Origin of the sequence: Achromobacter sp., from assembly GCF_050285585.1 — a bacterium.
Lineage (GTDB): Bacteria > Pseudomonadota > Gammaproteobacteria > Burkholderiales > Burkholderiaceae_B > Achromobacter.
The window spans coordinates 15381-40463 of the sequence record NZ_JBLZXF010000031.1 but is presented as its reverse complement, the minus strand read 5'-3'; the positions used below and the strand labels follow the sequence as shown (position 1 = coordinate 40463).

31 protein-coding genes are annotated in these 25083 nt (G+C 68.5%); 4 read left to right on the top strand and 27 right to left on the bottom strand.

Annotated features, from left to right (window positions below):
• Nucleotides 1-3 precede the first annotated feature (3 nt).
• From ccmI to ACN6PJ_RS25920, 16 genes are all read right to left on the bottom strand, one after another.
• Complete coding sequence (gene ccmI, locus ACN6PJ_RS25995; RefSeq protein ID WP_427998670.1) at nucleotides 4-1257, bottom strand: c-type cytochrome biogenesis protein CcmI; 1254 nt, start codon at nucleotides 1255-1257, stop codon at nucleotides 4-6.
• Nucleotides 1254-1721 carry a cytochrome c-type biogenesis protein gene (locus ACN6PJ_RS25990; protein WP_427998684.1) on the bottom strand — a complete coding sequence of 156 codons (468 nt, stop codon included), beginning with the start codon at nucleotides 1719-1721 and terminating at the stop codon, nucleotides 1254-1256. Before ACN6PJ_RS25990 ends, ccmI begins: the two co-directional genes overlap by 4 nt.
• Nucleotides 1721-2242 (bottom strand): DsbE family thiol:disulfide interchange protein, encoded by a 522-nt coding sequence (locus ACN6PJ_RS25985; RefSeq protein ID WP_427998669.1) that lies wholly within the window; start codon nucleotides 2240-2242, stop codon nucleotides 1721-1723. The genes ACN6PJ_RS25990 and ACN6PJ_RS25985 overlap by 1 nt, the downstream gene beginning before the upstream one ends.
• Nucleotides 2242-4251 carry a heme lyase CcmF/NrfE family subunit gene (locus tag ACN6PJ_RS25980; protein ID WP_427998668.1) on the bottom strand — a complete coding sequence of 670 codons (2010 nt, stop codon included), beginning with the start codon at nucleotides 4249-4251 and terminating at the stop codon, nucleotides 2242-2244. Before ACN6PJ_RS25980 ends, ACN6PJ_RS25985 begins: the two co-directional genes overlap by 1 nt.
• Nucleotides 4248-4712 carry a cytochrome c maturation protein CcmE gene (gene ccmE, locus ACN6PJ_RS25975; protein WP_427998667.1) on the bottom strand — a complete coding sequence of 155 codons (465 nt, stop codon included), beginning with the start codon at nucleotides 4710-4712 and terminating at the stop codon, nucleotides 4248-4250. The genes ACN6PJ_RS25980 and ccmE overlap by 4 nt, the downstream gene beginning before the upstream one ends.
• A complete protein-coding gene (gene ccmD, locus ACN6PJ_RS25970) occupies nucleotides 4709-4900 on the bottom strand; it encodes a heme exporter protein CcmD (RefSeq protein ID WP_427998666.1) in 192 nt (63 codons plus the stop codon). Before ccmD ends, ccmE begins: the two co-directional genes overlap by 4 nt.
• Nucleotides 4897-5679 carry a heme ABC transporter permease CcmC gene (gene ccmC, locus ACN6PJ_RS25965; RefSeq protein WP_427998665.1) on the bottom strand — a complete coding sequence of 261 codons (783 nt, stop codon included), beginning with the start codon at nucleotides 5677-5679 and terminating at the stop codon, nucleotides 4897-4899. The genes ccmD and ccmC overlap by 4 nt, the downstream gene beginning before the upstream one ends.
• Before the next feature lie 22 nt (nucleotides 5680-5701).
• Entirely contained in the window at nucleotides 5702-6367 is a 666-nt protein-coding gene (gene ccmB, locus ACN6PJ_RS25960) for a heme exporter protein CcmB (protein WP_427998683.1), read from the bottom strand.
• The gene (gene ccmA / locus ACN6PJ_RS25955) at nucleotides 6333-7016 is read right to left on the bottom strand and encodes a heme ABC exporter ATP-binding protein CcmA (RefSeq protein ID WP_427998664.1); all 684 of its coding nucleotides are present in this window, start codon (nucleotides 7014-7016) and stop codon (nucleotides 6333-6335) included. Before ccmA ends, ccmB begins: the two co-directional genes overlap by 35 nt.
• Nucleotides 7003-7641 carry a cytochrome c3 family protein gene (locus ACN6PJ_RS25950; protein ID WP_427998663.1) on the bottom strand — a complete coding sequence of 213 codons (639 nt, stop codon included), beginning with the start codon at nucleotides 7639-7641 and terminating at the stop codon, nucleotides 7003-7005. Before ACN6PJ_RS25950 ends, ccmA begins: the two co-directional genes overlap by 14 nt.
• Nucleotides 7642-7657: 16 nt before the next feature.
• Nucleotides 7658-8134, bottom strand: coding sequence for a nitrate reductase cytochrome c-type subunit (locus tag ACN6PJ_RS25945; protein WP_427998662.1), 477 nt, complete (start codon nucleotides 8132-8134; stop codon nucleotides 7658-7660).
• Nucleotides 8135-8154: 20 nt separating this feature from the next.
• Nucleotides 8155-10650 (bottom strand): periplasmic nitrate reductase subunit alpha, encoded by a 2496-nt coding sequence (gene napA / locus ACN6PJ_RS25940; protein ID WP_427998661.1) that lies wholly within the window; start codon nucleotides 10648-10650, stop codon nucleotides 8155-8157.
• The gene (locus ACN6PJ_RS25935) at nucleotides 10634-10951 is read right to left on the bottom strand and encodes a chaperone NapD (protein WP_427998660.1); all 318 of its coding nucleotides are present in this window, start codon (nucleotides 10949-10951) and stop codon (nucleotides 10634-10636) included. The genes napA and ACN6PJ_RS25935 overlap by 17 nt, the downstream gene beginning before the upstream one ends.
• 23 nt (nucleotides 10952-10974) lie before the next feature.
• Entirely contained in the window at nucleotides 10975-11133 is a 159-nt protein-coding gene (gene napE, locus ACN6PJ_RS25930; RefSeq protein ID WP_042793085.1) for a periplasmic nitrate reductase, NapE protein, read from the bottom strand.
• 200 nt (nucleotides 11134-11333) lie between these two features.
• Nucleotides 11334-12188, bottom strand: coding sequence for a 3-keto-5-aminohexanoate cleavage protein (locus ACN6PJ_RS25925; protein ID WP_427998659.1), 855 nt, complete (start codon nucleotides 12186-12188; stop codon nucleotides 11334-11336).
• Entirely contained in the window at nucleotides 12185-13147 is a 963-nt protein-coding gene (locus ACN6PJ_RS25920; protein WP_427998658.1) for a 3-hydroxyacyl-CoA dehydrogenase family protein, read from the bottom strand. The genes ACN6PJ_RS25925 and ACN6PJ_RS25920 overlap by 4 nt, the downstream gene beginning before the upstream one ends.
• A 121-nt stretch (nucleotides 13148-13268) precedes the next feature.
• Here ACN6PJ_RS25920 and ACN6PJ_RS25915 point away from each other — a divergent pair, with 121 nt between their 5' ends.
• Nucleotides 13269-14177 carry a LysR family transcriptional regulator gene (locus ACN6PJ_RS25915; RefSeq protein WP_427998657.1) on the top strand — a complete coding sequence of 303 codons (909 nt, stop codon included), beginning with the start codon at nucleotides 13269-13271 and terminating at the stop codon, nucleotides 14175-14177.
• 42 nt (nucleotides 14178-14219) lie between these two features.
• Here the strand turns inward: ACN6PJ_RS25915 and ACN6PJ_RS25910 are convergent, their stop codons facing one another.
• The 4 genes from ACN6PJ_RS25910 to ACN6PJ_RS25895 form a co-directional block, all read right to left on the bottom strand.
• Nucleotides 14220-14606 (bottom strand): AraC family ligand binding domain-containing protein, encoded by a 387-nt coding sequence (locus ACN6PJ_RS25910; protein WP_427998656.1) that lies wholly within the window; start codon nucleotides 14604-14606, stop codon nucleotides 14220-14222.
• A 68-nt stretch (nucleotides 14607-14674) separates the two neighbouring features.
• On the bottom strand, nucleotides 14675-15040 hold the full coding sequence (locus ACN6PJ_RS25905; RefSeq protein ID WP_427998655.1) for a hypothetical protein: 366 nt from the start codon (nucleotides 15038-15040) through the stop codon (nucleotides 14675-14677).
• A gap of 113 nt (nucleotides 15041-15153) precedes the next feature.
• Nucleotides 15154-15708 carry a cytochrome b gene (locus tag ACN6PJ_RS25900; RefSeq protein WP_427998654.1) on the bottom strand — a complete coding sequence of 185 codons (555 nt, stop codon included), beginning with the start codon at nucleotides 15706-15708 and terminating at the stop codon, nucleotides 15154-15156.
• Complete coding sequence (locus ACN6PJ_RS25895) at nucleotides 15705-16808, bottom strand: catalase family peroxidase (RefSeq protein ID WP_427998653.1); 1104 nt, start codon at nucleotides 16806-16808, stop codon at nucleotides 15705-15707. The genes ACN6PJ_RS25900 and ACN6PJ_RS25895 overlap by 4 nt, the downstream gene beginning before the upstream one ends.
• 155 nt (nucleotides 16809-16963) lie before the next feature.
• On the opposite strand from ACN6PJ_RS25895, the gene ACN6PJ_RS25890 reads away from it, so the two are divergent.
• On the top strand, nucleotides 16964-17533 hold the full coding sequence (locus ACN6PJ_RS25890; protein ID WP_427998652.1) for a sigma-70 family RNA polymerase sigma factor: 570 nt from the start codon (nucleotides 16964-16966) through the stop codon (nucleotides 17531-17533).
• Entirely contained in the window at nucleotides 17530-18279 is a 750-nt protein-coding gene (locus tag ACN6PJ_RS25885; RefSeq protein ID WP_427998651.1) for an anti-sigma factor family protein, read from the top strand. The genes ACN6PJ_RS25890 and ACN6PJ_RS25885 overlap by 4 nt, the downstream gene beginning before the upstream one ends.
• Here ACN6PJ_RS25885 and arsH read toward each other — a convergent pair.
• From arsH to ACN6PJ_RS25855, 6 genes are all read right to left on the bottom strand, one after another.
• Nucleotides 18276-18974, bottom strand: coding sequence for an arsenical resistance protein ArsH (gene arsH, locus ACN6PJ_RS25880; protein WP_427998650.1), 699 nt, complete (start codon nucleotides 18972-18974; stop codon nucleotides 18276-18278). The genes ACN6PJ_RS25885 and arsH overlap by 4 nt on opposite strands.
• Nucleotides 18975-19093: 119 nt before the next feature.
• Entirely contained in the window at nucleotides 19094-20281 is a 1188-nt protein-coding gene (locus tag ACN6PJ_RS25875) for an MFS transporter (protein WP_427998649.1), read from the bottom strand.
• 3 nt (nucleotides 20282-20284) lie between these two features.
• Nucleotides 20285-21364: an ACR3 family arsenite efflux transporter gene (arsB, locus tag ACN6PJ_RS25870; protein ID WP_427998648.1), complete on the bottom strand. Its 1080-nt coding sequence runs from the start codon at nucleotides 21362-21364 to the stop codon at nucleotides 20285-20287.
• Between the two features lie 4 nt (nucleotides 21365-21368).
• Nucleotides 21369-21869 carry an arsenate reductase ArsC gene (locus ACN6PJ_RS25865; RefSeq protein ID WP_427998647.1) on the bottom strand — a complete coding sequence of 167 codons (501 nt, stop codon included), beginning with the start codon at nucleotides 21867-21869 and terminating at the stop codon, nucleotides 21369-21371.
• An 8-nt stretch (nucleotides 21870-21877) separates the two neighbouring features.
• Nucleotides 21878-22372: an ArsI/CadI family heavy metal resistance metalloenzyme gene (locus ACN6PJ_RS25860; RefSeq protein WP_427998646.1), complete on the bottom strand. Its 495-nt coding sequence runs from the start codon at nucleotides 22370-22372 to the stop codon at nucleotides 21878-21880.
• 13 nt (nucleotides 22373-22385) lie between these two features.
• On the bottom strand, nucleotides 22386-22712 hold the full coding sequence (locus ACN6PJ_RS25855) for an ArsR/SmtB family transcription factor (RefSeq protein WP_427998645.1): 327 nt from the start codon (nucleotides 22710-22712) through the stop codon (nucleotides 22386-22388).
• Between the two features lie 225 nt (nucleotides 22713-22937).
• Between ACN6PJ_RS25855 and ACN6PJ_RS25850 the strand changes: the two genes are divergently transcribed.
• Nucleotides 22938-24617: a methyl-accepting chemotaxis protein gene (locus ACN6PJ_RS25850; RefSeq protein WP_427998644.1), complete on the top strand. Its 1680-nt coding sequence runs from the start codon at nucleotides 22938-22940 to the stop codon at nucleotides 24615-24617.
• 27 nt (nucleotides 24618-24644) lie between these two features.
• Here the strand turns inward: ACN6PJ_RS25850 and ACN6PJ_RS25845 are convergent, their stop codons facing one another.
• The gene (locus ACN6PJ_RS25845) at nucleotides 24645-25034 is read right to left on the bottom strand and encodes an OsmC family protein (RefSeq protein ID WP_427998643.1); all 390 of its coding nucleotides are present in this window, start codon (nucleotides 25032-25034) and stop codon (nucleotides 24645-24647) included.
• Nucleotides 25035-25083 lie beyond the last annotated feature (49 nt).

The following is a 25083-nucleotide window of genomic DNA, read 5'->3' as shown; positions in this document are numbered from 1 at the left end:
GCCCTAGCGCACGACGGTATCGGCCACCAGATCCAGTCCGTCGGCATGGATGCCGATACCGGGCAGCGCGCCGCCCAGGTCTCCAGGGCTGGCGGCCGCCGTGCCCGAGCGGCTGACGCGGATCTCCACCCGCACCTTGCCGGCGCGCGACAGCGTTGCGTCCGGCGACATCGCGCTGCTGTCGTCCAGCACGAAATCGCGGGGCAGGTCGGCCACCCGCATCCGCAGAATGGCCAGCGGCATGCGCGGACCGTCTTCCGGCCGCGCCAGGATGAACACGGTATCGGTGGGCGCGACCTGGCCGCGCAGCGCGTCGGCGATGCGGGCGCGTCCGCGGATGCGGGCGGCGGGGGCGGCGGCGCCCGGCGCCGCCTCCGCCGCTGCCACAGGGGCGGGAGGAGAGCCCGCCATGGCGCGGGCCTGGGCGATGTTCGATTGGATCTGCCTCGCCGCTTCCGATCCCGGCGGCAACACCGCCTGGAGGCGTTCCCAGTGCGCCAGCGCTTCGGCCGCGTCGCCCCTGCGCAGGGCCATCATGCCGGCCAGCGCCAGGGCCTTCGGCTGGTCGGGCTGCGCCGCCAGGGCTTGCGCGACCGCCGCAACGGAGGCCGCATCGGGCGCGCCCTGGTTGGCGGACAGGAGCGCGTCGGCCAGGTCGGCCAGCACGGCGGCCTGGCCCGGCACCAGGCGCAATACCTGCTGGTAGGCGGCCACGGCGTCGGCGTAGCGGCCCAGCGTTTCGTAGGACCGCGCCAGCATGTACCAGCCATCCGCGTCATCGGGCGCGCCTCGCAGGCGCTGGGCCAGCGCATTGATCGCGAGCGCCATGTCGTCGCCCGAAGCGCCGGACGCTCCCGCGTGCGGTTCAGACGGAATGGCGGCGGCGCCCGCGGCCGCGCGCGGATTGCCCAGCTGGCCGTACAACAGCACGGCGGCCACGGGAATGAGCACACTGAGCAGGCAGGCCGCGGCCACGCCCGCGCGCTGGCCGGCCCGGGGCGCGGCGCGCGCGCCGCGCAGTTCCAGGTCCTGCAGCAGGTCGCGCTGCATTTCTTCCTCGGCGCGCGCCCGGGCCTCGGCGCTGAGGCTTCCGTTCTTCACATCCCGCTGCAACTGTTCGCGCTGCGCCAGGTAGAACGCGCGCACATTGTCCTCGGCGGCCGGTTGCGCCGCGGGCGCGCGGCGCAGCAAGGGCGGGATCAGGCAGAGCAGGGTTGCCAGCAGCAACACCACGACGATCAGCCAGAGCGCGGTCATGGGCCGGTATCCAGGAAGCGGGCGGCGCGTTCGCGCTCGTCCGCGGTGAGCGGCGCGCGGGGGCCGGAGCGGCGCCTGAGCGTGCGCAGCAGCACGGTAAAGCCCAGCGCCAGCAGGGCGAAAGGCCCCAGCCACAATAGCCAGGTGACGGGCTTGAAGGGCGGGTCGTAGCGCACGAAGTCGCCATACCTGTCCTCGAAGAAGCGCATGATCTGCGCATCCGTCCTGCCTTCCGCGAGCTGGCCGCGGATCAGGGCGCGCATATCGTGCGCCAGCGGCGCGTTGGATTCGGCCAGGGTCTGGTTCTGGCACACCAGGCACCGCAGGCCGTGGGCCAGCTTGTCGGCGCGCTGCTCCTGGGCGGCGGACAGCGCGGGCGCAGAAGGCGCCTGGGCCGGGGCACGGGCCGGACCCAGCAGGGCAAGCGCCAGGGCCAGCGCGGGCAGGCAGGAGGGCCGCCGCATCATTGCAGCGCCTCGATCGCCGGCAGCATGTGGCTGCGCCAGATTTCCGGGGTGATCAGGCCCAGCTGCCGGTAGCGGATGCGGCCGTTCTTGTCGATCACGAAGGTTTCCGGCACGCCGTAGACGCCGTACTCGATGCCGACGCGGCCGTCGGCGTCGCTGGCCGAGGCGATATATGGATTGCCGTTGCGCGCCAGCCAGGCCGTGGCGTCTTCCGGCTTGTCCTTGTAGTTCAGGCCGTAGAGCGGAATGCCGTGGCGCTGGGCGGCGTCGCGCAGCACGGGAAGCTCGTCGCGGCATGGACCGCACCAGGAGGCCCACACGTTCAGCATCCAGACCTGTCCGCGCAGCGCCTGCACGTCCAGTTTCCGGCCGGGCGCCAGCAGGACGGGCAGGTTGATGGCGGGGGCAGGCTTGTCGATCAGGACGGAAGGCACCGCCCGCGGATCGCGGGACAATCCCAGCGCCAGGAACACGGCCATCGCCAGGAAGGCGGCCAGCGGCAGCAGGTAGCGCAGCATCAGGCTCCCTCCCGCGTCGGCCGCACGGTCTGGGGGCCGGCCTCGTCGCGCGCCCGCATCCGCGTTTCCTGCGCGCGGCGATAGCGCTTGTCGCCGGCCGCCAGCAGCCCGCCCAGCGCCATCAGGATGCAGCCCGACCAGATCCAGGTCATGAACGGCTTGACCTGCAGGCGCACGGTCCAGGCATTGCCACCCACCGGCTCGCCCAACGCCACGAACAGATCGCGGGTAAAGCCGCTGTCGATGTCCGCCTGGCTCAGCGCCATGTCCTGCACGGTATAGAGGCGCTTTTCGGGATACAGGGTGATTACCGGCCTGCCCCCGCGCGTGACGGGGAAGACGGCGCGCTGCGCGCTGTAGTTGGGGCCGGCGGCCGGCCCCACGCTGGCGAAAGTGAACCGGTAGCCGCCGGCCTCGCGCGTTTCGCCCAGCTCCATCCGCAGTTCCTGTTTGACTTCATAGCCGTTGGCCAGCGTGACGCCCGCGATGAAGACGCCCACGCCGGCGTGGGCCAGCAGCATGCCGTACCAGGCGCGCGGCTGGCGGCCCAGCCGGCGCAGCCAGCCGCCGTCGCCGCCAGCCAGGCGCTGCCGGGCATGGGCGGCAGCGCTCGCCACCGACCACGCCGCCAGCCAAAGCCCCAGGATGACCATGGGAGATCCCAGCCGCGCCGGGCCAGGCATGGCCAGCGGCAGCAGCACGGCCGTGGCCACGCTGACGGCGAAGGCCGCGCGCAGGCGGCGGCCGAGGTCCGGCAGTTCCGCCTGCTTCCAGCGGGCGACCGGCCCCACCCCCATCAGGAAGATGGCGGGCGTCATCAGCGGCACGAACACGGCCTCGAAATAGGGCGGGCCGATGGAGATCTTGCCCCATTCCAGCACGTCCAGCGCCACCGGGTACAGCGTGCCCAGCAGCACGGAGCCCGCCGCCACGGTGAGTACCACGTTGTTCGACAGCAGCAGGGATTCGCGCGACAGCAGCGAGAAACCGCCGCCCAGTCCCACCGTGGGCGCCCGCCAGGCGTACAGCGTCAGCGAGCCGCCCACGATCACGGTCATGAAGGCCAGGATGTACAGCCCTCGCCCGGGATCCACCGCGAAGGCGTGGACGGAGGTCAGCACGCCGGAGCGCACCAGGAAGGTTCCCAGGATGCTGAGCGAGAAGGCGCAGATGGCCAGCAACACCGTCCAGCTGCGGAACGCGCCGCGCCGCTCGGTCACGATCAGGGAGTGGATCAGCGCGGTGCCCGCCAGCCAGGGCATGAAAGAGGCGTTCTCCACCGGGTCCCAGAACCACCAGCCGCCCCAGCCCAGCACGTAGTAGGCCCAGGCGCTGCCCAGCAGGATGCCGACGGTCAGGAAGGTCCAGGCGGCCAGCGTCCACGGCCGGACCCAGCGGGCCCACATGGCGTCCAGTTCGCCTGACAGGAGCGCCGCGATGGCGAAGGCGAATGCCACGGAAAAGCCCACGTAGCCCATGTACAGCATGGGCGGATGCACGATCATGCCGGGGTCCTGCAGCAGCGGATTCAGGTCCCGTCCGGCCATGGCCGGCGGCATCAGGCGTTCGAAGGGATTGGACAGGAACAGCAGGAACAGCAGGAAGCCCACGCTGATCCAGCCCATCACCGCCAGCACCCGTCCGACGAAGGGCAACGGCAGCCGGCGGCTGCACAGCGCCACGGCCAGGGTCCAGGCGGTCAGCAGGTAGAGCCACAGCAGCAGCGAGCCCTCGTGCCCGCCCCAGATCGCCGCGAAACGATAGCCGGCAGGCAGATCGGCGTGCGAGTTGGCCGCCACGTAAAGCACGGAGAAATCGTTGTCCAGGAAAGCCCAGGCCAGGCAGCAGAAGGCCACCGTGGTCAAGCCGAACTGCCCGACGGCGGCGGGCCGGGCCACCCGCAGGCCCGCCTGCCAGCCGGTAGCCGCGCCGACCAGCGGGAGGACGCCCAGCGCCAGCGCCACCAGCAGCGCCAGGATCAGGCTGAACAGGCCGATCTCGGGAATCATCGCGCCTGCGCCCGCATGGCGCCGGCGGGCGCCGGGCCCGGACTGGCCCGCTTCAGCGCGTCGGCGGCTTCGGGCGGCATGTAGTTCTCGTCATGCTTGGCCAGCACCTCGGTCGCGCGGAATACACCGTCGGGCCCCAGCTTGCCCGCCACCACCACGCCCTTGCCCTCGCGGAACAGGTCCGGCAGCAGCCCCTGGTAGCTCACCGGCACCGTATGCGCCGTGTCCGTCACCACGAAACGCAGCGTCAACCCGTCGGCCTCGCGGCGCAGCGACCCTTGTTCCACCAGGCCGCCGACGCGGAAGCTGCCGCTGCCGGGCGCTTCCCGGGCGACGACCTGGGTCGGGCTGAAGAAGAACACCAGGTTGGATTGCAGCGCGTTGAGCACCAGCGCGACGGCCAGCGCCAGCAGGCCCAGGCCGCCGGCGATGGCCAGCGCGCGGCGCTTGCGCGGACTCATGGCCTGGCTCCATCCGCGCGGCCCGCGGCTTCGCGGGGGCCGGGCCGCACATGCGGCGCCAAGCGACGGGCGCGGGCCCGGCGCCACAGCACGAAGGCCTCCAGGCCGATCAGCGCCAGCGTCATTCCGTAGGCGCCCAGCAGGTAAGGGCCGTGGCCCTGCAGCGAGAACAGCGCGTCCCAGCTCATCGCGCCTCCCGCGGCGGGCGCGCCGCGCGCGCGGCGGCGGGTTCGCGCTCGGCGATGATGCCGCGTACCCTGGCCAGGCCCGCCGCCGCGCTGTAGAGCCAGAACGCCGCCACCATGAGCAGCATCGCCGCCAGCATGATGTTCGCCATGCTGGGCGCGGCGGTGAGATTGATGGAGGCGCCCTGGTGCAGGGTGTTCCACCAGCGGACCGAGAAGTAGATGATGGGTACGTTGATCACGCCCGCCAGCAGCAGAATGGCGCCGCCGCGGTCTGCCCGCTCGGTGTCGTCGTCGGCGGCGGCCTGCAAGGCCATGAAGCCCAGGTACAGGAACAGCAGGATCAGCTCGGAGGTCAGGCGGGCGTCCCATACCCACCACGTGCCCCAGGTCGGTTTGCCCCACAGCGCGCCGGTCCACAGCGTCAGGAAGGTGAACAGCGCGCCGGTGGGCGCCAGCGCCCGCATCATCATGAACGAGAGACGGGTGTGGAAGATCAGGCCCAGCGCCGCGTACAAGGCCATGACCAGGTACAGGAACATCGACATCCAGGCCGCCGCCACGTGGATGAAGAGGATGCGGTAGACCTCGCCCTGCTGGCTGTCGACGGGCGCGACGGCCAGCCCCACGTACAGCCCGGCGCCCGCCAGCAGCGCGGCGGCCAGCGCCAGCCACGGGATCAGCCGGCCGGCCAGGGGGTAGAACAGGGCGGGCGAGGCATAGCGCAGCCAGCCCGGGGCGGCGGGGGAAGGACGGGATTCCAGGGCGGGGTGCTTGTGCATGGCGTCTTTGTCTCTCCACGCGCTAGTCCAGCGCTACGCGCAGCGCCGCGGAAGTGCTCCAGGGGCACAGCAGGATGGCCAGGCAAAGGCACGCGCCCAGCAGCGACAGCTGCGGCGCCGCGCCCAGGCCCGCATGCGTGGCCGATACGGCGCCCGCGCCGAAGATCAGCACCGGCACGTACAGCGGCAGCACCAGCAGCGGCAGCAGGGCGCCGCCGCGCAGGCCGAGCGTCAGCGCCGCGCCCAGCCCGCCCACGAGCGCCAGGGTGGGGGTGCCCAGCAGCAGGGACAGCGCGAGGATGCCGATGGCGTGCGGCGACAGGCCGAATTGCAGGGCCAGCACGGGGCTCGCCAGGATCAGCGGCAGGCAGCTGCTGAGCCAGTGGGCGGCCAGCTTGGCGCCCACCAGCAAGGGCAGCGGGTGCGGCGACACCAATAGCTGCTCCAGCGCGCCGTTGTCGTAATCCTGCGCGAAGGGGCGGTTCAGCGTCAGCAGGATGCCCAGCAGCGCGCAGACCCACAGCACGCCCGGGCCGATCGCGAGCAGCAGCGCGGGATCGGGCCCCACCGCCAGCGGGAACATCGCGCCCGTCACGATAAAGAACAGGGTGGCGCCCAGCGTATCCGCCGGCCGTCTCCAGGCCTGCCGGATTTCACGTAACGCCAACTGCGACAGCGTAGCCAGCATCCGCGTAGTCATCCATGTCCAGGGTTTGGGTCTGGGCGGCCGCCGTGCCCGGTTCGCGGTGAGACGCGACCACGGCGGCTCCGCCGCCGGCCAGGTGGGCGTCCAGCGTCAGGCGCAGCCGCTCCAGGCTGGCGGCGTCCAGGCCGGCGTCGGGCTCGTCCAGCAGCCACAGGGGCTTGCCGCCCAGCACGATTGCCGCGAGCGCGAGCCGCCGGCTCTGTCCCTGGGACAGGCGCAGGGCGGGAAGGCCGGCGCAGCGATCCAGCCGCCAGTCGCGCAGTGTTTCGGCGATGCGCGGCTCCTGCCGCGGCGTGCCCGCCACGTGCAGGGCGTAGCGCAGATTCTCGGCCGCGCTCAGTTCGCCGCACAGGCCATTGCCATGCGCCAGGAACGACATGCCGGCGAAATAGGCCGATGGGTTGCGGCGCACGTCGCCGCCATGCCAGAGCACGCTGCCCGCCAGCGGCCGCAGCAGGCCGGCCAGCATGCGCAGCAGGCTGGTCTTGCCGCTGCCGTTGGCGCCGCGCACGTGCAGCAGCTGACCGGCATGCAGTTCGAACTCCACCGGGCCCGATCCCCGCGGGCCGCCGCGGCGGCTGACCAGCCCGCGCGCGCAGAGAACGGGAGGCGGCGCGTCAGCGGGCCGCATGCGCGACCTCTTTGCCGGCTCCCGCTGGCTCGGGCGCCATCGAAGTCTGGCCGGGCCCCATGTTGGGCAGCTTGTGGGCAATGCCCTTGTGGCAGTCGATGCAGGTCTTGCTCTTGTCGGCCAGGTAGGTGGAGTGCATGTTCTGCGCGCGCACGCTCTGGCGCGTGAAGTCCATGTAGTCGTAGTTGTGGCAGTTGCGGCATTCCAGCGAATCGTTGGCCTTGAAGCGCGCCCATTCGTGCTGCGCCAGTTCCAGCCGCTTGTCCACGAACTTCTCGCGGGTGTCGATCGTGCCGAAGATCTTGCCCCACACTTCCTTGGACGCCTGCATCTTGCGCGCGATCTTGTCCGTCCAGTTGTGTGGAACGTGGCAGTCCGAGCACAGCGCCCGCACGCCCGAGCGGTTGGTGAAGTGGATGGTGCCCTTGAGTTCCGCGTAGACGTTGTCGCGCATTTCGTGGCAGCCGGTGCAGAACTTCTCCGTATTGGTGAGCTCCATGGCGGTGTTGAAGGCGCCCCAGAACAGGATGCCGCCGATGAACCCGCCCACCGTCAGGAAGCCCAGGCTGAAGTGCACGCTGGGCCGGCGGATGATGTTCCAGTAGCGCTTGATGAGTTTGACCATGGCAGCCTCCCGTCCCTTACTTCTTGTCGGACGCCGGAGCGGTCAGGCGCTTGAGGATCACATCGATGTCCTGGTAGGTGTTGGTCACCAGCGGCTTGGCTTCGGCCTGCGGCACGTGGCATTGCACGCAGAAGTAGCGCCGCGGCGACACCTCGGCCAGCACGTTGCTGTCGCGGTCCATGTAGTGGGTCACGCTAAGGGGCGGGGCCTGGGTTTCCTCGGTGTTGACCCGGGCGTGGCAGGACAGGCAGCGGTTGAAGTTCTTGTCGATCTGGTAGCCGTCGATCTTGTGCGGGATGGTGGGTGGCTGCATCGAATACGTGCGCATCCGCTTGATGTCCTTGTTCTCGATCGGGCTGATGAGAGGCGGGTCGGTCTCCTGCGCGACAGGGGTGGGGCCGCGCATCGGGTCTTCCACTTCCAGCGGCGGCGCTGCCCAGGCGGCGGAACCGAGGACGACGCACACGGTGAGGGTGAGGGCGCGTAGGTTCATGGCTGTCTCCGGTTCGCCTTTCAGACCTTGACGATCTTGACCGCGCACTTCTTGAAGTCGGTCTGGAACGAAATCGGGTCGGTGGCGTCCAGCGTGACCTTGTTGATCAGCTGGCCGGCGTCGAACCAGGGCACGAAGACCAGGCCGCGCGGCGGCTTGTCGCGTCCGCGCGTTTCCACGCGCGTGCGCATCTTGCCGCGCCGCGACACGACTTCGACCTCGACGCCGCGCCGCAGGCCCATTTCCTGGGCGTCGTCCGGATGCATGAAACAGACGGCGTTGGGAAACGCCTTGTACAGCTCCGGCACGCGTCGCGTCATGGAGCCGGAATGCCAGTGCTCCAGCACGCGCCCGGTCGATAGCCAGAACGGGTACTCCTTGTCGGGAGATTCCGCCGGCGGTTCATAGGGCAGGGCGTAGATGACCGCGCGGCCGTCGGGATTGCCGTAGAACTCGAAGCCGGCGCCGGGCTTCACGTAGGGGTCGCTGCCTTCGCGGTAGCGCCACAGTGTCTCCTTGCCCTTGACCACCGGCCAGCGCAGGCCGCGCACTTCGTGATAGGTGTCGAAGGGCGCCAGGTCGTGGCCATGGCCGCGGCCGAACTCGGCGTACTCCTCGAACAGGCCCTTCTGCACGTAGAAGCCGAAAGCGTCCGATTCCTGGTTGGCGTAATCCTTGGCGCGCTCGGTGTTGGGGTACCGGTTGACCTTGCCATTGGCGAACAGCACGTCGAACAGGGTCTTGTCGCGGTATTCGGGCTTCTTGGCGAGCAGGTCGGCGGGCCATACCTCCTCGACCTTGAAACGCTTCGAGAACTCCATGAGCTGCCAGAGGTCGGAGCGGGCCTGGCCCGGCGCGTTAACCAACTGGTGCCAGAACTGGGTGCGGCGCTCCGCGTTGCCGTACGCGCCCTCCTTCTCCACCCACATGGCGGCGGGCAGGATCAGGTCGGCGGAGATGGTCGTGACGGTGGGGTAGGCGTCCGACACCACGATGAAGTTCTCGGGATTGCGGTAGCCCGGCAGGCCCTCGTTCATCAGGTTCGCGGCGGCCTGCATATTGTTATTGACCATCACCCAATAGGCGTTGATCTTGCCGTCCTTGAGCATGCGGTTCTGCAGCACGGCGTGCGCGCCCACCTTGCTGGGGATGGTGCCGTCGGGCAGCTGCCAGATCTCTTCGGCATGGGCGCGGTGCTTGGGGTTGGTCACCACCAGGTCGGCCGGAAGACGGTGCGAGAACGTGCCCACTTCCCGCGCCGTGCCACAGGCGGACGGCTGGCCCGTCAGCGAGAACGGGCTGTTGCCCGGCGTGGAGATCTTGCCCGTCAGCAAGTGGATGTTGTAGACCATGTTGTTGGCCCATACGCCGCGGGTATGCTGGTTGAAGCCCATGGTCCAGAAGGACGTGACCCGCACCCTCGGATCGGCATAGAGTTCGGCCAGGTCCTGCAGCTGCTTCTTGGGCACGCCGCTCAGCTTGGACGTGTAATCCAGGTCGTACTTGGAGACGAACTTGGCGAATTCCTCGTAGGTGATCGGATGCGAGCCGCCCGCCTTGTCGGCGTTCTTGGCCGCTTTTTGCAGGGGGTGGTCGGGGCGCAGCCCGTAGCCGATGTCCGCGTTGCCTTCGTGGAACACCGTGTGCTTGTCCACGAAATCGCGGTTCACCCGCTTGGTCTGGATGATGTGGTTGGCGATGTAGTTCAGGATCGCCAGGTCCGTCTGCGGGGTGAAGGTCAGGGTCAGGTCGGCCAGCTCGTACGAGCGGTGCTCGAAGGTGGAGAGCACGGCCACCTTGGTCTTGGGAGCCGACAGGCGGCGGTCGGTGACCCGCGTCCACAGGATGGGGTGCATCTCCGCCATGTTGGAGCCCCATAGCACAAAGGCGTCGGCGTTCTCGATGTCGTCGTAGCAGCCCATGGGTTCGTCGGCGCCGAAGGTGCGCATGAATCCCACCGCGGCCGAGGCCATGCAATGGCGAGCGTTCGGATCCAGGTTGTTGGACCGGAAGCCCGCCTTCATCAGCTTGAGCGCGGCATAGCCTTCCCAGACCGTCCATTGCCCCGAGCCGAACATGCCCACTGCCTCGGGGCCCTTGTCCTTCAGCACCCGCTTGAATTGCTCGGCCATGACGTCGAAGGCCTGGTCCCAGGACACCGGCGCGAACTCGCCGTCCTTGGCGTATTTGCCGTCCTTCATGCGCAAGAGCGGCGTGGTCAGCCGATCGTTGCCGTACATGATCTTGGACAGGAAGTAGCCCTTGACGCAGTTCAGCCCCTTGTTCACCTCGGCGTTGAAATCGCCGTGCGTGGCCACGACCTGGTTGTCCTTCACCGCGACGTTCACGCCGCAGCCGGTCCCGCAGAACCTACAGGGCGCCTTGGACCACTTGAGCTTGGCGGCCTCGGATTCGGTGACGATGTTCTGCGTATAGCCGACGATGGGAATGCCGGCCACGGTGGCGGCGGCTGCGGCGGCGGACTGCTTGATGAATTCTCTACGAGCCATTGCCATCGTCAATCTCCTCGTTCATCGCGTCCAGCGTGTCGGAATGCTGGTAGACCAGCGCCGACGCCAGCACGCCATCCAGGCGCTGGATCTCCGAGATCCGGCCCATCATGTCGTCGGTTGAGGATGCTTCCAGGGTGACCACCAGTTTCCCGGTGTCGGAAGCGCCATGGATTTCGGCGCCCGCGATGGCGAGGATCGCTTCGCGGACGCCGGGCAGACGGTGCGGCGCGGCATGCACCACCAGGCTGGCGATGTGCAGCTCCGGGGGCGCCGCGGGCGGCGCAGAATGGGGAAGGGCGGACATGGAAGGGGTTCCGTCGCGTTGGCTCAGCTGCCGGGAGGGCCGGCGAACAGCTGATAGAACCAAACGAGGAAACCGTAGCCCGCCACGATGATGACCGACAGGACGGGGGCCATGACTGCCGTCAGGAACAGGAAACTTCGGAGTTCCTGCGGTTTTGTGTAGCCATCAGACTCGTTTTGCACACACCACCTCGCGACGACGTTGGGGCATTGCGTTTAACGTGCGGATGTCGAAGTTTTTAGCAGATGGCCTTGAGCGGCGTCAATGTTGCGCCACGGCAAACGGCACCGTCCGTTGCGCGATGCGGACGGGCGCGAAACGGCCGGAAAAAAGCCGGCGGACCCCGTCCGCCGGCTTTCCGGAGGCTTGCCGGAATGCGTTCCTAGCGCACCGCCCCATAGATGCGGCGCGCGTCGGCCGCGGTGGCGAGCGGCCGGCCCAGGGCCTTCGCGCCTTGCGCCGCCTGCGCCACCAGCGCCGCATTGCCGGGCGCGAGGCTGCCGTCGCGCAGCTTCAGGTTGTTCTCGAAGCCGACGCGCATGTGGCCGCCGAACGCGGCGGCGGTCGTGACACAGGCGTTCTCCTCCGGGCCGAAGGCGCAGACCGCCCACGGGAGGGACTGGTCGTACGCATTCAGGAAGGGCAGCAGGTCATGGGCCGACGAGGTCTGGCCCGCGCTGTAGCGGCCCAGCACGAACAGCACCGACCACGCGCCCGGCGGCACCATGCCGCGCTGCCGCAGCGATAGCCAGCGCCGCACGTCGCCTTCATCGTACAGAATGATCTGCGCCATGATGCGGCGCTCGGCAATCCAGGCCAGGAAGGCCGCCAGTTCCGTCTCCGGGATGTCCGGCACGGCGATCTCGCGCAGCCCGATGGAGACCGCCTCGGGCTGCAGCTCCCGCACCAGGCCGATCTGCTCGGCCGCTTTGTACACGCCTGCGGCCTCGCTCGTCACCTGCACCAGCAATTCGTCGCCCACGGCGCGGTGCACGGCGGCCAGGGCGTCGCGATAGGCCTGCGCATCCAGCAGGTGGCTGCCGTCGGGCTTGCGGACGTGCATGTGCATCATGGCGGCGCCCGCGTCCAGGCAGGCCCGGGCTTCCCGCGCCAGGGCGTCCGCGGTCAGCGGCACGGCCGGATGGTCGGCCGCCTGCTTGTAAGCGCCGTTGGGCGCCACGGTGACGATGACCGGAGCGTCGGCCAGCGGCGCGGGGACGAAGGGAAGGGCGCTCATGGCTGGATCTCCGGCAGTTCGGGAGCGATCAGGTCCAGGCCGGCGCGCAGCAGCCGGTCATAGCGCTCGCGCTCGGCGGCGATGGTCTCGGGCGTCCAGGCGTAGAAGCCTTCGCCGGCCTTCATCCCGTGGCGGCCGTCCTGCGCGCGCTCGGTCAGGCAGCGTGCCGGATGGTCGGCGTTGCAGAACGTGGGGTACATGGTCGCGCCAGCGGCCGCGTGCACGTCGATGCCCGCGTGGTCGCGCTGCATGACGGGGCCGGCCGCCAGGAAACGGAAGCCGAAACCGAAGCGCACGGCCGCGTCCACGTCCTCCGGCGAGGCGATGCCGCGGTCGATCAGGTCGAAAGCCTCGCGCGACAGCGCGTGCTGCAGCCGGTTGGCGAGGAAGCCGGGCAGGTCCTGGCCCACTTTGACCGGCACGCTGCCGCAGCGCCGCATGAAGGCGATGAGCGCGTCCGCGCAGGCGGGGTCGCTGGCTGCGCCCAATACCACTTCGACCAGCGGCACCAGGTGCGCGGGCATGAAGAAGTGCAGGCCCAGCATGCGGCCGCGCGTGGCCAGGCCCTGGCCGATCGCGCTGATCGGAAAGCTGGAGCTGTTGCTGGCCAGGATGGCGTCCGGCCGGGCGCGCCGCTCCAGGTCGGCGAACAGCGCCTGCTTGATGTCCAGGCGTTCGGGAATGCACTCGATGACGAGATCGACGCTGGACCAGTCCACGGCGTCCAGGTCCGGCGCCGTGGCCAGCAGGGATACGTTTTCCTTGCGGCCGATGGTGTCCAGGTTCGCGGCGACGCGCGCCGGCAGGCCCGCCGCGCGTTCGGCGTTCGACTCGATCACCGTCGTCCGGCAGGACGCGCGGGTCAATACCACGGCGACGTCGGCGCCCATCGTGCCGCCGCCCACCACCACCGCGTGCGCCGAGCCCGGATTGGGCAGCGCTTTCGCGTCCGTCTGCATGGTTTGCTCCTTGTCTTGAAACTACGCTGAAGCCGAGTGTAGAGAAGCCGCTTTGATTGATGAATCAGATTTTTTGGATAGAATGATCTTTAAATCAGATCAATAGCGAATGACGGGCCCCATGCAGATCAACCTCTCGATGCGCGATATCGACACGACGCTGGTCCTGGGCCGCACGCTCAACTTCCGCCAGGCGGCGGCGCAGTTGCACCTTTCCCAATCGGCCCTATCCACGCAGATACAACGCATCGAGGATGCCCTGGGCGTGCGGCTCTTCGACCGCACCACGCGCACTGTCCGGCTCACCGCGGCGGGAGAGGTCTTCATGCAGCAGGCGGCCAGCCTGCAGGTGGCGTTCCGCGACGCCGTGGCCGCCGTCAGCGGCATCGTCAATGCGGAGCAGGGGCAGGTCTCGGTGGCGGCATTGCCCTCGGTGGCCGCGCGGTTGCTGCCGCGCGTACTCATGGCCTACCGCCAGGCCCACCCGCTGGTGGCGCTGAAGGTGCGCGACACCTTGTCGGGGCCGGCCTTCGACCTGGTGCGCGCAGGCGAGGTGGACTTCGCGTTGACGGCCGCCGACCCCCAGCACGCCGATCTGCACTACGTGCCCCTCATGTCCGACAGCTTCCTCCTGCTGATCCCCGAAGCGCACCCCCTGGCCCGCGCGCGCGGGCCGCTGCGCTGGGCGGACACGGCCGACGCCGCGCACGTATCCATGGTGCAGCCCAGCAGCGTGCGGCAATACACCGAATGGGCGTTCCTGCAGAACCGCATCCGCTTCTCGCCCGCGTTCGAAGCCGAGCACCTGACCACCATCGTCGCCATGGTCGAGTGCGGATTCGGCGTCGCCGCGCTGCCCGAAATCGCCGCCGGCGCCGTGGCGCAGAAGGGGATCGTGCAGCGTCCGCTGATCGGTCCGGTGGCCGAACGCTCGATCGGCCTAGTCACCTCGCGCAACCGCAGTCTGTCGCCCGCCGCCGCGGCGCTGGTGCAGGCTTTGAAGGACTACCTGGCCGCTCAGCAGCGCTAGGCCTGCCGGCGGACAAGCAGTACGGATGGCGCGTCGGATGATCTAGCCGCGCGCGGCGTCCTCGCCGCCGCCGTCCCTGGGGCGCCAGGCGCCCGGGGGATTGTGCACCAGGGTCAGGAGCACGATGGCCGGCACGGGCGCATGAAGGCTGTGGGGTTCGTCGCCTTGCAGCATGACCAGCTGCCCTTCGGCGAGGGTGCATTGGCGTTCCGGGGTTTCCACATCGACACGCCCGGCGAGGCACTGGAGCGTCAGCACGCCCGGCACGTGATGCGAGGGCATTCGGTGCCCGGCGGGCAAGACGAGCCGGATCAGCTGCAGTTCGGTGGTGCGCAGCAGGCTGATGCTGACGGGCGGTTCCGGTTCCAAGGATGGCTGTCGATGAAACAGGTCGATGACTTCCAGGGGACTCGCATGCTTCAGCGCCATGGGCGACTCCGGTATCGAGGACGGGAACGATGGAATTGTACCGGGCAGGCCTCCCGGCCCTCCGACGGTCATTGCCTGCGTTCCAGGATGTACCGGCTTCCTTCCCGCCGGTATGTCAGGCTGTCCCGGTGGGTTTCATACAGGTTCTCTATCAGCGCGGCGGTGCAGGCGCCGCGGATCGGCTGCGAGACCACCAGGGATTCTGCGCCGCCCCTCAATGGAATGTCCGCGGTGGCGTTGCGGCGCAAGGCCTCCGCGATGGATCCCAGCGTCCTGGGCGCGCCGTCGAATCCTTCACCGTCCGCCGGAAACTGGCTGTCCAGGCGCATGTAGGCGAATACCAGCAGGGCGGCGCACAGCAGCAGGCCGAGCACGGGAACGGGGGCATCCAGGTGGAAGTCGCCCCAGCGCACGGGCACCTTCCGCTCCCACATCCCGGGATTCTTCGCCAGGCGCGGCCCTGCACGAAGCCCGGGTTGCGCGGGAGATAGTGCGACCAGCCGACGCCGTGCTCGCTCCGGGAACGAGCACGGAAATCTGCCCGGCCTCAGCGCCCGCGCGTCATCGATTGCAGCACGCCGTCACGCCGTATCCATCCATGGAACAGCGCCGCCGCGAGATGCAGCAGCACCGTGGCAAACAGCAGGAAGGCCAGATAGCGGTGCGCGCCGCGCAGCCAGGCGAACAGGGCTGCGTCGGCGGGCGCGATGGGCGGCAATTGCCAGCCGCCTACCATCACCGGATACCCGCCGGCCGATACCATCGCCCAGCCGATCAGCGGCATCGCGAACATCAGCCCGTACAACAGGACGTGCGAGGCCAGCGCCGCGTGGCGCTGCCACGCCGGCATGTCGGCGGGCAGGGCGGGCACTCCTTTGTACAGCCGCGCGCCCAGGCGGATGCACACCAGCGCCAGCAGCGCCACGCCCAGGGGCTTGTGGATCTGCAGCAGCCATTGATGCCGTTCGGAGACCGAGGCCACCATGCCCACGCCGATGAACAGCATGGCGATGATGCCGATCGCCATCAGCCAGTGCAGCAGACGGGAAAGCAGGCTGAACCGGGCCGCAGGCCGATGAATTGGATAGTCGGACAGGCTCATTGCGCGCGCTCCGGTTGGGTCGAGTGGGAGGACGCCTGGGCGCCACGGGGAGGCCCTTCGCCGGTGCGGCGTTCATAGGACGCGGCATAGGCGGCCGAACGCGCCGGCAATAGCGGGTCGTCGGAAATGGCGATGCCGCGCGGCAATATGGTCGGGTCGTAGTTCACGTCGCGGCAGGGGCCTTCATCCTGCGAGGCGCTGCGGGTGATCACCACGGTGCCGGCGTCGACGGTGGGGCGGTCCGCCGGCCATTGGCGGGTGGCGTCGCGGGTGGAATCGTCCGCGGCTCCCAGCGTGACCAGCAGGCGCCAGCGCAGAGGCCCCTGCGCCAGGCGTCGCTGCAGATCGGCCTGCAGGTAATCGGCGCCATGCCCCGGCTCGGCCAAAGGCGCGGCCGCGGCTTCCAGCGGCGCCAGGCGCCAGCGCACGGGCTGCCGCTTGCCTTGCGCGTCGACGAAATAAAAGGCGTTCAGGCCGTAGTAGCTTTCGGTGGCATAGCTGGCCGAAGGCTTGGCGGTCTTGGCCCATGCCAGGAATGCCGCCGTCTCGGGGTGCGCCGCGAAAAAGGCCTGCATGCGCCGCGGGTCGGGCTTGCCCGTCTTGGGATCGGGCCGCGCGGCAAGCTGCTGGTCGTAGAACGCCTGCGGCGTGTTGAGCGGGAACACCGGCATGCTGTTCATGCCGGTGCGCCATTGTTCGCCGTCGGCGGAGGTGAATTGCAGGGCGAAACTGCGGATGGGAACGCTGGAATCCGGCGCAAAGGGATTGCCGCCGGGCAGGGCCAGCCGGCCCACCACCGGCGTGTTGCCGGGTGCGAAAACCGCTGCCGTGGACAGCGCCTGCGCCGCGCCGCTGCTCTCGAAGCGGCCGACGACACAGACCCCTTTTGCGTGATTGCGGCGAAAGCCCGCATGAACGCCGCTATTGGCTTCCAGGGCGTCCACCACCCGTTCCGGGGTGAGCCGTTGCGGGTCCAGCCAGCCGCCTACGTAGGCGAATGCCGCTCCCGAAAACAGCACAATGGCGCCGATCGCGCCCAGGCGCAGGCAGGTTTGCCGGGCATTTAGCGGCCTGGCTTCGCTGTTGGGGGCTTGCTGCATGAGGCTCCTTGCCCGTGGGGCGCTGAATACCCCTGTAAGACGGCCGGCCAAAATAAATATTCCTCCGGGGAATAAATCCGCGCGGGCGGCGTCTTACTGGATTGGCCTGTAAGCTTGTGACGCCACGGGCGCAGGCCTGGACGGGGAACCCCGACATGATTCGACTGGCACGCATGCCGACACATGACCCGGTATCGATAGACGACGCAGCACCGGCGGACGAGTTGTCCGACGCCGTGCTGCGCCAGCTATTGCCGCGCCTGCGGCGGTTCGCCCTGCGCCTGGCGCGCGACCCGGTATCGGCCGACGACCTGGTGCAGTCCACCCTGGAAAGGGCCTTGACGCGCTGGCCCGGCCGCCGCCCGCAAGGCGATGTTCGGGCCTGGCTGTTCACCATCCTGTACCGGCAGTTTCTGGACTCCCAGCGCCGGACGCGCCGTTATGCGCGGCTGCTCGACTGGTTTGCCGGGTCCGACGCGGCCGCGCCCTCGGCGGAGCGCGAGGCGATTGCCCGGTCTTCGCTGGATGTTTTCGAGCGCTTGCCCGAAGCCCAGCGCACGCTGCTGTGGCTGGTTTGCGTGGAGGGCCTGAGCTACAAGGCCGTGGCCGACCTGTTCGACGTTCCGCTGGGCACGGTGATGTCGCGCCTGTCGCGCGCGCGCAGCGCCCTGCGCGACCTGCACGAAGGCCAGGGCGGCGAGGCCCGCCTGAGGATACTGAAATGAGCAACGGACCTATCGACGATCTGGCCCGCAACGCGTTCGTGGACGGGCAACTCGACCCGGCGCGGCGGCAAGAAGTGCAAGCCTACTTGCGGGCGCACCCCGATCAGGCGCGGGAACTCACCGCCTGGCAGCGCGATGCGCAACGGCTGCGCGATATGGCCAGCCAGGACAGCCTGCCGCCCAATCCCGCGCTGGACCCCGCCGCGGTGCGTGCTCGGCTGCGCGCCCGTTCGCGCCGCCGCCTGGCGATGGCGGCGAGCCTGGCCATGGCCGTGGCGATAGGCGGCATCACGGGCTGGAGCGCGCGCGACATGGCCGCCGCGAACCGCGTGCTGCCCATGCAGGACGCGATGCAAGCCTATCGCATGTTTGCCTCGGCGGACGCGCCCCGGCCGGATCTGCGCGCCGATGCCCGCGATCTCCAAGCCTGGCTGGACGACTACTTCTCCCGCGCCCAGCGCCTGCCTGACCTGAGCGCCAGCGGTTTCCAGCCCGTCGCCGGGCGCCTGCTGGCCACCGATCAGGGGCCGGCGGCCCTCGTGATCTACGAAAACGCCGGGCAGCGCGCCACGTTCTACATCCGCCCGCCCGGACCGGGCAATCAGTTCCTGCCGCGGGGCAGCCGTCGCGACGGCGAGTTGCTGGCCCGCTATTGGTCGGGGCAGGGCTACAACTATGCGCTGGTGACGTCGGGCGACGACGCATCGGGCCCGTCCGCGCTGGTTCCCAATGCCGTGCCCAGCTAGGCGGCTGCCGCGCTCTCTTTGCGTTCGCTATAGCGATCCACCAGATACGGCGCCGCATCGCGCGTCAGCAAGGTGAATTTCATCAGTTCCTCGACGACGTCCACCAGCCGGTCATAGTAGGGAGACGGCTTCATGCGCCCCGAGTCGTCGAACTCCTGATAGGCCTTGGCCACCGACGACTGGTTGGGGATGGTCAGCATCCGCATCCAGCGGCCCAGCACCCGCATCTGATTCACGGCGTTGAAGGACTGGGATCCGCCCGACACCTGCATGACCGCCAGCGTCTTGCCCTGGGTCGGGCGCAGCGCGCCTACCGACAGCGGAATCCAGTCGATCTGCGTCTTCATCAAGCCCGTCATCGCGCCATGGCGTTCCGGCGAACTCCAAACCATACCCTCCGCCCATTGGACCAGTTCATGCAATTCGCGGACTTTGGGATGGCCCTCGCTGGCGGCATCGTCGACCAGCGGCAGGCCGGAGGGGTTGAACAAGCGGGTTTCGCCGCCCAGGGCCTGGAGCAGGCGGGCGGCCTCCTCGGCGGCCAGGCGGCTGTAGGATCGCTCGCGCAACGATCCATACAGCAGCAGAAAGCGCGGCGGATGGGAGGCCCGCCGGGACGGGAACAGCGCGGCCGCGTCGGGGCGCTGGAACTGGGAGCGATCGATGTTGGGAAGATCCGCGTAGGCGTCAGACATGATGGCCCTCCGCGACGGCGAGCGGCTGCGCGCGCGTGCATCGGGACGCTCCGCGGGCGGGGTTGCAAACGATGGTGATGGAATTCATGAGATGCCTCTGTCGATACAAGAGTGAAACGTCAGTCGGCCGAAGGTTGGGCGCGCAACAGCATCAGCGCCGCGCAGGCCGTCAGGCCGATGGCTCCCGAGAGCCATAGCGCCCGGGCTCCCCAGGCGTCCAGAGCCAGTCCGAAGAGAAACGGAGCCAGCGCTTGCGCGATCCGGGCCGGCATCATCAGCCAGCCTTGGCGCGCGCCATAGCCGTGAGGGCCGAAAAGCGCGAGCGGCAAGGTGCCCTTTGCTATGGTCAGGATGCCGTTTCCCGCTCCGTGCAGAACGGCGAAGGCCGGTGCCATCGCCGGGCCGGCGGACAAGAGCACGGCGACGCCCGCGGGATGCGCCAGCGCGGCAAGGCGCGCCGACAACAGGGGATGGACCCGCCGGAGGAAGCCGAATTCGAGCAGGCGGCCGGCCACCTGCGCGGGGCCGATGAGCGCTCCTACGGCGACCGCCGTTCCCAGGGGGGCGCCCGCGGCTTCCAGCGTCCTCGGCAGATGCGTGGCCATCGCGGTGCTGATGAACCAGGTCGCGGCGAACACGAAGGCAAGGAGGGCGGTGGCGAAACCCCGTGGCGGGGCTGCGGCAGCCGCGAAGGCATTGTCCTGCCCGGCGGGCGCGACGGCCGGGGCTTCCGTCTTTACCGCCTTCAGCGCTTTCGGGAGCCAGGCGTTCAGCGGCAGGCCGATCAACAGATGCAGGGCCGCCCAGCCAAAGCACGCGCCGCGCCAGCCGAACCGAGCCTCCATCCAGGCGGACAGCGGCCATCCGACGGTGCTGGCGAAACCGGCAATCAGCGTGATGCCCGTAATGGCGCCGCGCGCGTGCCGGCCATACAGGCGCACCAGACTGGAGAATGCAGCCTCGTAGAGCCCGGAACCCATCGCCGCGCCGAGCACGAGCCAGGCGGCAATCATGCTCCAGAAGCCCTGGGCGACGCCGAGCATGCCCAGGCCCATCGCGAACATCAAGCTCGTTCCGACCAGCACAACGCGGCCGCCATGACGGTCGATAGCCCGTCCCGCCCCTGGGCCGATCAGCGCCGACGCGATCATGGCGACGGAAAATGCCGCATAGATCATGGGCGCGGACACGTCCAGCTCGCGGGCCATCGGATCCGCCAGCATCGCCGGCAGGTAGTAGGACGACGCCCAAGCCAGCGTCTGGGCCGTGCCCAGCGCGCCGACGACTCGAACGGGAGCTCCCGCCACGGATCAGTTCCGTCCGAGGCCGGCGTCATACCAGCCCTTGCTCTGGTTGACGACGCGCACGACCAGTAGCATCACGGGCACTTCGATGAGCACGCCCACCACGGTGGCCAGGGCGGCTCCCGACTGGAATCCGAACAGGCTGATCGCCGCCGCCACGGCCAGTTCGAAGAAGTTGGACGCTCCGATCAGCGCGGAAGGGCACGCAATGCTGTGCGGTTCGCCAACGCGGCGGTTGAGCCAGTACGCCAGGCCGGAATTGAACAGCACCTGGATGAGTATGGGCACGGCCAGCATCGCGATCACCAGCGGCTGGCCCATGATGGCCTCGCCCTGGAACGCAAACAGCAACACCAGCGTCAGCAGCAAGGCGGCCATGGCGTACGGGCCGATCCGCGCCAGCGCCGCGTCGAAAGTCGCCCGCCCGCGGCGCAGCAGAGCGCGGCGCCAGAACTGGGCAAGAATGACGGGGATGACGATGTACAGCCCCACGGATACCAGCAGCGTATTCCATGGCACGGTAATGGCCGAGAGGCCCAGCAACAGGCCGACGACCGGGGCGAAGGCGAACACCATGATCGTATCGTTGAGCGCGACTTGCGACAGCGTGAAAACCGGATCGCCGCCGGTCAGCCGGCTCCAGACGAAGACCATGGCGGTGCATGGCGCCGCCGCCAGCAGGATCAGGCCCGCGATGTAGCTATCCAGCTGCTCGGCGGGCAACCAGGGGGCGAAGACCTGGCGTATGAACAGCCAGCCGAGGAAGGCCATCGAGAACGGCTTGACCGCCCAGTTGATGAATAGCGTCACGCCGATGCCGCGCCAGTGCTGCCGGACCTGCCCCAGAGCGCCGAAGTCCACGTTGAGAAGCATCGGGATGATCATTGCCCAGATAAGGATCCCGACGGGCAGGTTGACCTGGGCGACTTCCAGGCGCCCTATGGCCTGGAACCACGCCGGCATGAGCTGGCCGAGCGCCACGCCCAGCACGATGCAGAGAAAGACCCACAGCGTCAGATAGCGTTCGAACCCGCTCATCCCCGGGCGCTGGCGCGGAGCCGAGGCCGCCTGTGCGCTGGACGACATCCGCTTACTCCCGCGACTTGCCGATGCCGCGCAGCTCGGCCTGGAGCGACATCGCGTCCAGGCGGTCGAGCGGCAGCGAGAGCAGGAGTTCGATACGGCGCTTGAGCATGCGCGCCGCGTCATGGAAGGCCTTGAGCCGCTCCTCCTCGCTGCCCTCATGGGCGGCCGGGTCCGGCACGCCCCAGTGCGCCGTCATCGGATGCCCGGGCCACACGGGGCAAACTTCCCCGGCGGCGTTGTCGCACACCGTGATGATGAAGTCCATTTTCGGGGCGCCGGAGGCCGCGAACGCATCCCAGCTCTTGCTTCGGTAGCCGTCGGTCGGAAGAGAATAGGACTGGAGGGTGGCGAGGGCTAGCGGATGGACTTCGCCTTTGGGTGTGCTGCCGGCGGAATACGCCTGGAAGCGATCGCCGGCCAGGCCTTTGAGCAGCCCTTCGGCCAAAATCGAGCGAGCGGAGTTGCCCGTGCAGAGAAAGAGCACATTGAAGGTCGGGTGCGACATGGAGCGTCCTAGCAGCAGCGTGGGGAAGTATCGGCCTTCGGGACGCAGCAAGCGGGCCGCGTCGACGCCTGGGCAGAGGGCGGGCAGCAGGCCGCTGCCGAGGGCCGGCCGGCGTGCGTGTCCTGCGATTTGCCGTAAACGGGAATGTCGCCGAGCGTGTGGAAGTGCTCCCAGGCCAGGCCCTGCGGATCGGTGATCCAGTATTTCTCGCTGCGGGCATAGCAGCAGGATGTTGCGCCCTGATCTTGCAGGGCCAGGCTGGCTGCCTGCGCCCTGGACTTCAATGCCGATAGATCCTGCGCGTTCTCGGCCTGAATGCCGAAGTGATCGACCCCTGGGCCCGCGCCACGCGTGGATATCGCGAAATTCACGGGAGGGTCGTCGAGCATCCATTTCGCGTAATCCGATTCGACGCGGGCGGGCTCCCGGGCGAACAGCCGGGAGTAGAAGCCGATGTTCCTGGCCAGGTCATCGACGCGCAAATGGACGTGAAAGCGCTTCATGGGCAGTTCCAGATCAGCAGATGGTGCACGCGCCGGGGGCGGAAGCCTCGCAGGGCGCGCCTTGGCAGCAGTGTTCGGTGAGATAGCCGAGCAAGCCATTCATGCGGGAGAAGTCGGCGCGGTAGATCAGGTTGCGGCCTTGTTGTTCGATGGTCACCAGGCCGGCATGCGATAGCTCTTTCAAATGGAACGACAGCGTGTTCCGCGCGATGCCGAGCCGGTCGGCCAGGACGCTTGGAGTGAGGCCGGGAAGGCCCGCCACGACCAGGGCGCGGAAGGCGCGCAGCCGCTGTGGGTGGGCAAGGCCGGCAAGGGCGGAGATGGCGACGTCTTCGTTCATGGTTCGATAATACAACGTTTATTGAATTATCTTCCAGCTTATTTTCGACTTCGCGCGGCAACGCGCGGGGCCGGCGTATATCGAAAAATTGCAACACATAATGAAATATTTATTCAACAATGTACGTAGTCTGTATAAGATTGGCTGCATTCCCCCATGGTGACCCCATGGTTCGCCGGACCCGGGAAATGCCCGCTGGCCGTGCCTCACGTCGTGGAGTATCGAATGCGCACCAATCTGCCTATTACCCAGAACTGTTACGACTTTCCGGCGGATCAGACACTGATTTCGATCACGGATCTGAAGGGGCGTATCACTTATTGCAATGCCAACTTCATCGAGGTCAGCGGCTTCACGCACGCTGAACTTATCGGCCAGCCGCACAACCTGGTCCGCCACCCCGACATGCCGGAAGAACCGTTCCGCGACATGTGGGAAACGATTCAGGCGGGGCTGCCCTGGACGGCGTTGATCAAGAACCGCCGCAAGAATGGCGACTACTACTGGGTGCGCGCCAACGCCACGCCCATGCGCAACGGCAGGAACATCGTGGGTTACCTGTCGGTGCGCACCCACGCCCCGGAGGACGAAATCCAGGAGGCCGAGGCCCTCTATGCCGACATGCGGCACGAGGCCGAGCGCGGCCGGCGCGTGCATGTGCTGCATCACGGCGCCGTGCTGAACAACAGCCTGTTCGGACGTCTGGGGCGGATGTTTTCCTTCGGCCTGCGCGGGCACATCGTCCTGTCTTCGCTCTTCATGGCCGCGGTGCCGCCGCTGGCCCATTTCCTCGGCAAGCCCTACGGCGCGCCGGAGTGGGCGCCGGCCGTGGCGGGCCTGATCGCCGCCATGCTGGCCGCCCGCCACCTGATCGGCATCGGCGTCAAGCCGATGCGCGAAGTCATTTCCACCGCCAACGTGCTCGCGGCCGGCGACCTTACCCAGAATGTCCGGGTCGATGGCAAGGCGGAAATCGGCCAGCTGCAGCTGGCCCTGGCGCAGCTGACGGTATCCATGCGCACCGTGGTGCGCGACGTGCGCGAACAGGTCGCCCACCTGCGCGGCGGCGCGCGCGAGATCGCCGGCGGCAACCGCGACATGTCCGCGCGCACGGAATCTCAGGCCAGCAGCCTCGAAGAAACCGCGGCCGCCATCGAACAGATCAACGGCACCGTGCGGCAGACCACCAGCATGGCCGACTCGGGCGCCAACATGGCGCGCGAGACCGTCGGCGCCGCGCAGCGCAGCCACGAGGCCGTGCAGAACGTGGTGACGACCATGCACGAGATCTCCCGGGCCTCGCAGCGCATCGGCGACATCATCCAGGTGATCGAAGGCGTGGCGTTCCAGACCAACATCCTGGCGCTCAACGCCGCCGTCGAGGCGGCGCGGGCTGGCGAGCAGGGCAAGGGCTTCGCCGTGGTCGCCAGCGAAGTGCGCGCGCTGGCGCAGCGCACTACCCAGGCCGCCAAGGAAATCCGCGTATTGATCGAAGAGTCCGGGCAGCGCGTGCACATGGGCGAGCAGCGCGCCGACGAGGCCAGCTCCCGCATGGACGAGGTGGTGGACGCCATCAGCCGCGTCACGGATTCGCTGGAACACATCAATAACGCCAGCCAGGAGCAAGCCTCGGGCATCGGCCAGGTCAACACGGCCGTTTCCCAGCTCGATCAGATCACGCAGCAGAATGTGTCCATGGTCGAGCAACTGGCCACCGCCGCCAGCTCGCTGAACGATCAGGTCAGCATGGTGCACGACACGATCCGTGTCTTCCGGCTGACCGACCAGGACAAGTCATTGGCCGAGGTCGACGCCGTCGCGCTGCGCAAGCAAAGCCGGGAGGACCGCGCCATCCCCGAACAGCCGGGCGCGCGCCGGCGGGACCTGGCCTTGATAGCCGCCTGAGCCCTGGCCGGGCTCTCCCGGCGCCCGTCAATCCACGGCGATCCTCGCGGCGCTTATCCTCACGGGCTTTCCCAGCGTCCGCGCAACGGGCGAGGTCCGCGCCGCCTCGGCCGCCAGCGCTTCCTGCTCCGCAGACGGCGCGGTCGCGAAGCCCAGCGACACGTCGAACGCGGTTTCGCTGTCCTGCCGGTCTATGGACACGCCGACCGTGAAGGCGGGAAGCATGACGCCGGCGCGTTCGGCGGCCATGTCGATCGACATGCAGAGGCAGGCCGCCAGGGCGCTTTCCAGCAGTTCGTGCGGACGCATGCCCGCGCCGCCGCCTTTGCCGCGCTTGCGCGTGTCCGCAAGCACGAGGTCGCGTCCATTGCTCAGTTGCACGCAATAGGCCTCGCCCATCCGCGTCGCCGTGATCATGAGGGTCTCCCGGTACGAAAACAGGGGTATTTTCGGCTCGCCGCGCATA

Bases quoted from the DNA above. Each gene is read 5' to 3' on its own strand.
- ACN6PJ_RS25950 (WP_427998663.1), bottom strand. From the start codon at position 7,641: ATGGTCAAACTCATCAAGCGCTACTGGAACATCATCCGCCGGCCCAGC.
- ACN6PJ_RS25985 (WP_427998669.1), bottom strand. From the start codon at position 2,242: ATGCTGCGCTACCTGCTGCCGCTGGCCGCCTTCCTGGCGATGGCCGTG.
- ACN6PJ_RS25980 (WP_427998668.1), bottom strand. From the start codon at position 4,251: ATGATTCCCGAGATCGGCCTGTTCAGCCTGATCCTGGCGCTGCTGGTG.
- ACN6PJ_RS25845 (WP_427998643.1), bottom strand. From the start codon at position 25,034: ATGATCACGGCGACGCGGATGGGCGAGGCCTATTGCGTGCAACTGAGC.
- ACN6PJ_RS25885 (WP_427998651.1), top strand. From the start codon at position 17,530: ATGAGCAACGGACCTATCGACGATCTGGCCCGCAACGCGTTCGTGGAC.
- ACN6PJ_RS25925 (WP_427998659.1), bottom strand. From the start codon at position 12,188: ATGAGCGCCCTTCCCTTCGTCCCCGCGCCGCTGGCCGACGCTCCGGTC.
- ACN6PJ_RS25860 (WP_427998646.1), bottom strand. From the start codon at position 22,372: ATGAAGCGCTTTCACGTCCATTTGCGCGTCGATGACCTGGCCAGGAAC.
- arsB (WP_427998648.1), bottom strand. From the start codon at position 21,364: ATGTCGTCCAGCGCACAGGCGGCCTCGGCTCCGCGCCAGCGCCCGGGG.
- ACN6PJ_RS25905 (WP_427998655.1), bottom strand. From the start codon at position 15,040: ATGTGGGAGCGGAAGGTGCCCGTGCGCTGGGGCGACTTCCACCTGGAT.
- ACN6PJ_RS25855 (WP_427998645.1), bottom strand. From the start codon at position 22,712: ATGAACGAAGACGTCGCCATCTCCGCCCTTGCCGGCCTTGCCCACCCA.
- ACN6PJ_RS25900 (WP_427998654.1), bottom strand. From the start codon at position 15,708: ATGAGCCTGTCCGACTATCCAATTCATCGGCCTGCGGCCCGGTTCAGC.
- ccmE (WP_427998667.1), bottom strand. From the start codon at position 4,712: ATGAGTCCGCGCAAGCGCCGCGCGCTGGCCATCGCCGGCGGCCTGGGC.
- ACN6PJ_RS25990 (WP_427998684.1), bottom strand. From the start codon at position 1,721: ATGCGGCGGCCCTCCTGCCTGCCCGCGCTGGCCCTGGCGCTTGCCCTG.
- ccmC (WP_427998665.1), bottom strand. From the start codon at position 5,679: ATGCACAAGCACCCCGCCCTGGAATCCCGTCCTTCCCCCGCCGCCCCG.
- ACN6PJ_RS25890 (WP_427998652.1), top strand. From the start codon at position 16,964: ATGATTCGACTGGCACGCATGCCGACACATGACCCGGTATCGATAGAC.
- ACN6PJ_RS25935 (WP_427998660.1), bottom strand. From the start codon at position 10,951: ATGTCCGCCCTTCCCCATTCTGCGCCGCCCGCGGCGCCCCCGGAGCTG.
- ccmB (WP_427998683.1), bottom strand. From the start codon at position 6,367: ATGCTGGCTACGCTGTCGCAGTTGGCGTTACGTGAAATCCGGCAGGCC.
- ccmA (WP_427998664.1), bottom strand. From the start codon at position 7,016: ATGCGGCCCGCTGACGCGCCGCCTCCCGTTCTCTGCGCGCGCGGGCTG.
- ACN6PJ_RS25920 (WP_427998658.1), bottom strand. From the start codon at position 13,147: ATGCAGACGGACGCGAAAGCGCTGCCCAATCCGGGCTCGGCGCACGCG.
- ACN6PJ_RS25850 (WP_427998644.1), top strand. From the start codon at position 22,938: ATGCGCACCAATCTGCCTATTACCCAGAACTGTTACGACTTTCCGGCG.
- ACN6PJ_RS25895 (WP_427998653.1), bottom strand. From the start codon at position 16,808: ATGCAGCAAGCCCCCAACAGCGAAGCCAGGCCGCTAAATGCCCGGCAA.
- ACN6PJ_RS25910 (WP_427998656.1), bottom strand. From the start codon at position 14,606: ATGGCGCTGAAGCATGCGAGTCCCCTGGAAGTCATCGACCTGTTTCAT.
- ACN6PJ_RS25945 (WP_427998662.1), bottom strand. From the start codon at position 8,134: ATGAACCTACGCGCCCTCACCCTCACCGTGTGCGTCGTCCTCGGTTCC.
- ACN6PJ_RS25865 (WP_427998647.1), bottom strand. From the start codon at position 21,869: ATGTCGCACCCGACCTTCAATGTGCTCTTTCTCTGCACGGGCAACTCC.
- ccmD (WP_427998666.1), bottom strand. From the start codon at position 4,900: ATGAGCTGGGACGCGCTGTTCTCGCTGCAGGGCCACGGCCCTTACCTG.
- ccmI (WP_427998670.1), bottom strand. From the start codon at position 1,257: ATGACCGCGCTCTGGCTGATCGTCGTGGTGTTGCTGCTGGCAACCCTG.
- arsH (WP_427998650.1), bottom strand. From the start codon at position 18,974: ATGTCTGACGCCTACGCGGATCTTCCCAACATCGATCGCTCCCAGTTC.
- napA (WP_427998661.1), bottom strand. From the start codon at position 10,650: ATGGCAATGGCTCGTAGAGAATTCATCAAGCAGTCCGCCGCCGCAGCC.
- ACN6PJ_RS25915 (WP_427998657.1), top strand. From the start codon at position 13,269: ATGCAGATCAACCTCTCGATGCGCGATATCGACACGACGCTGGTCCTG.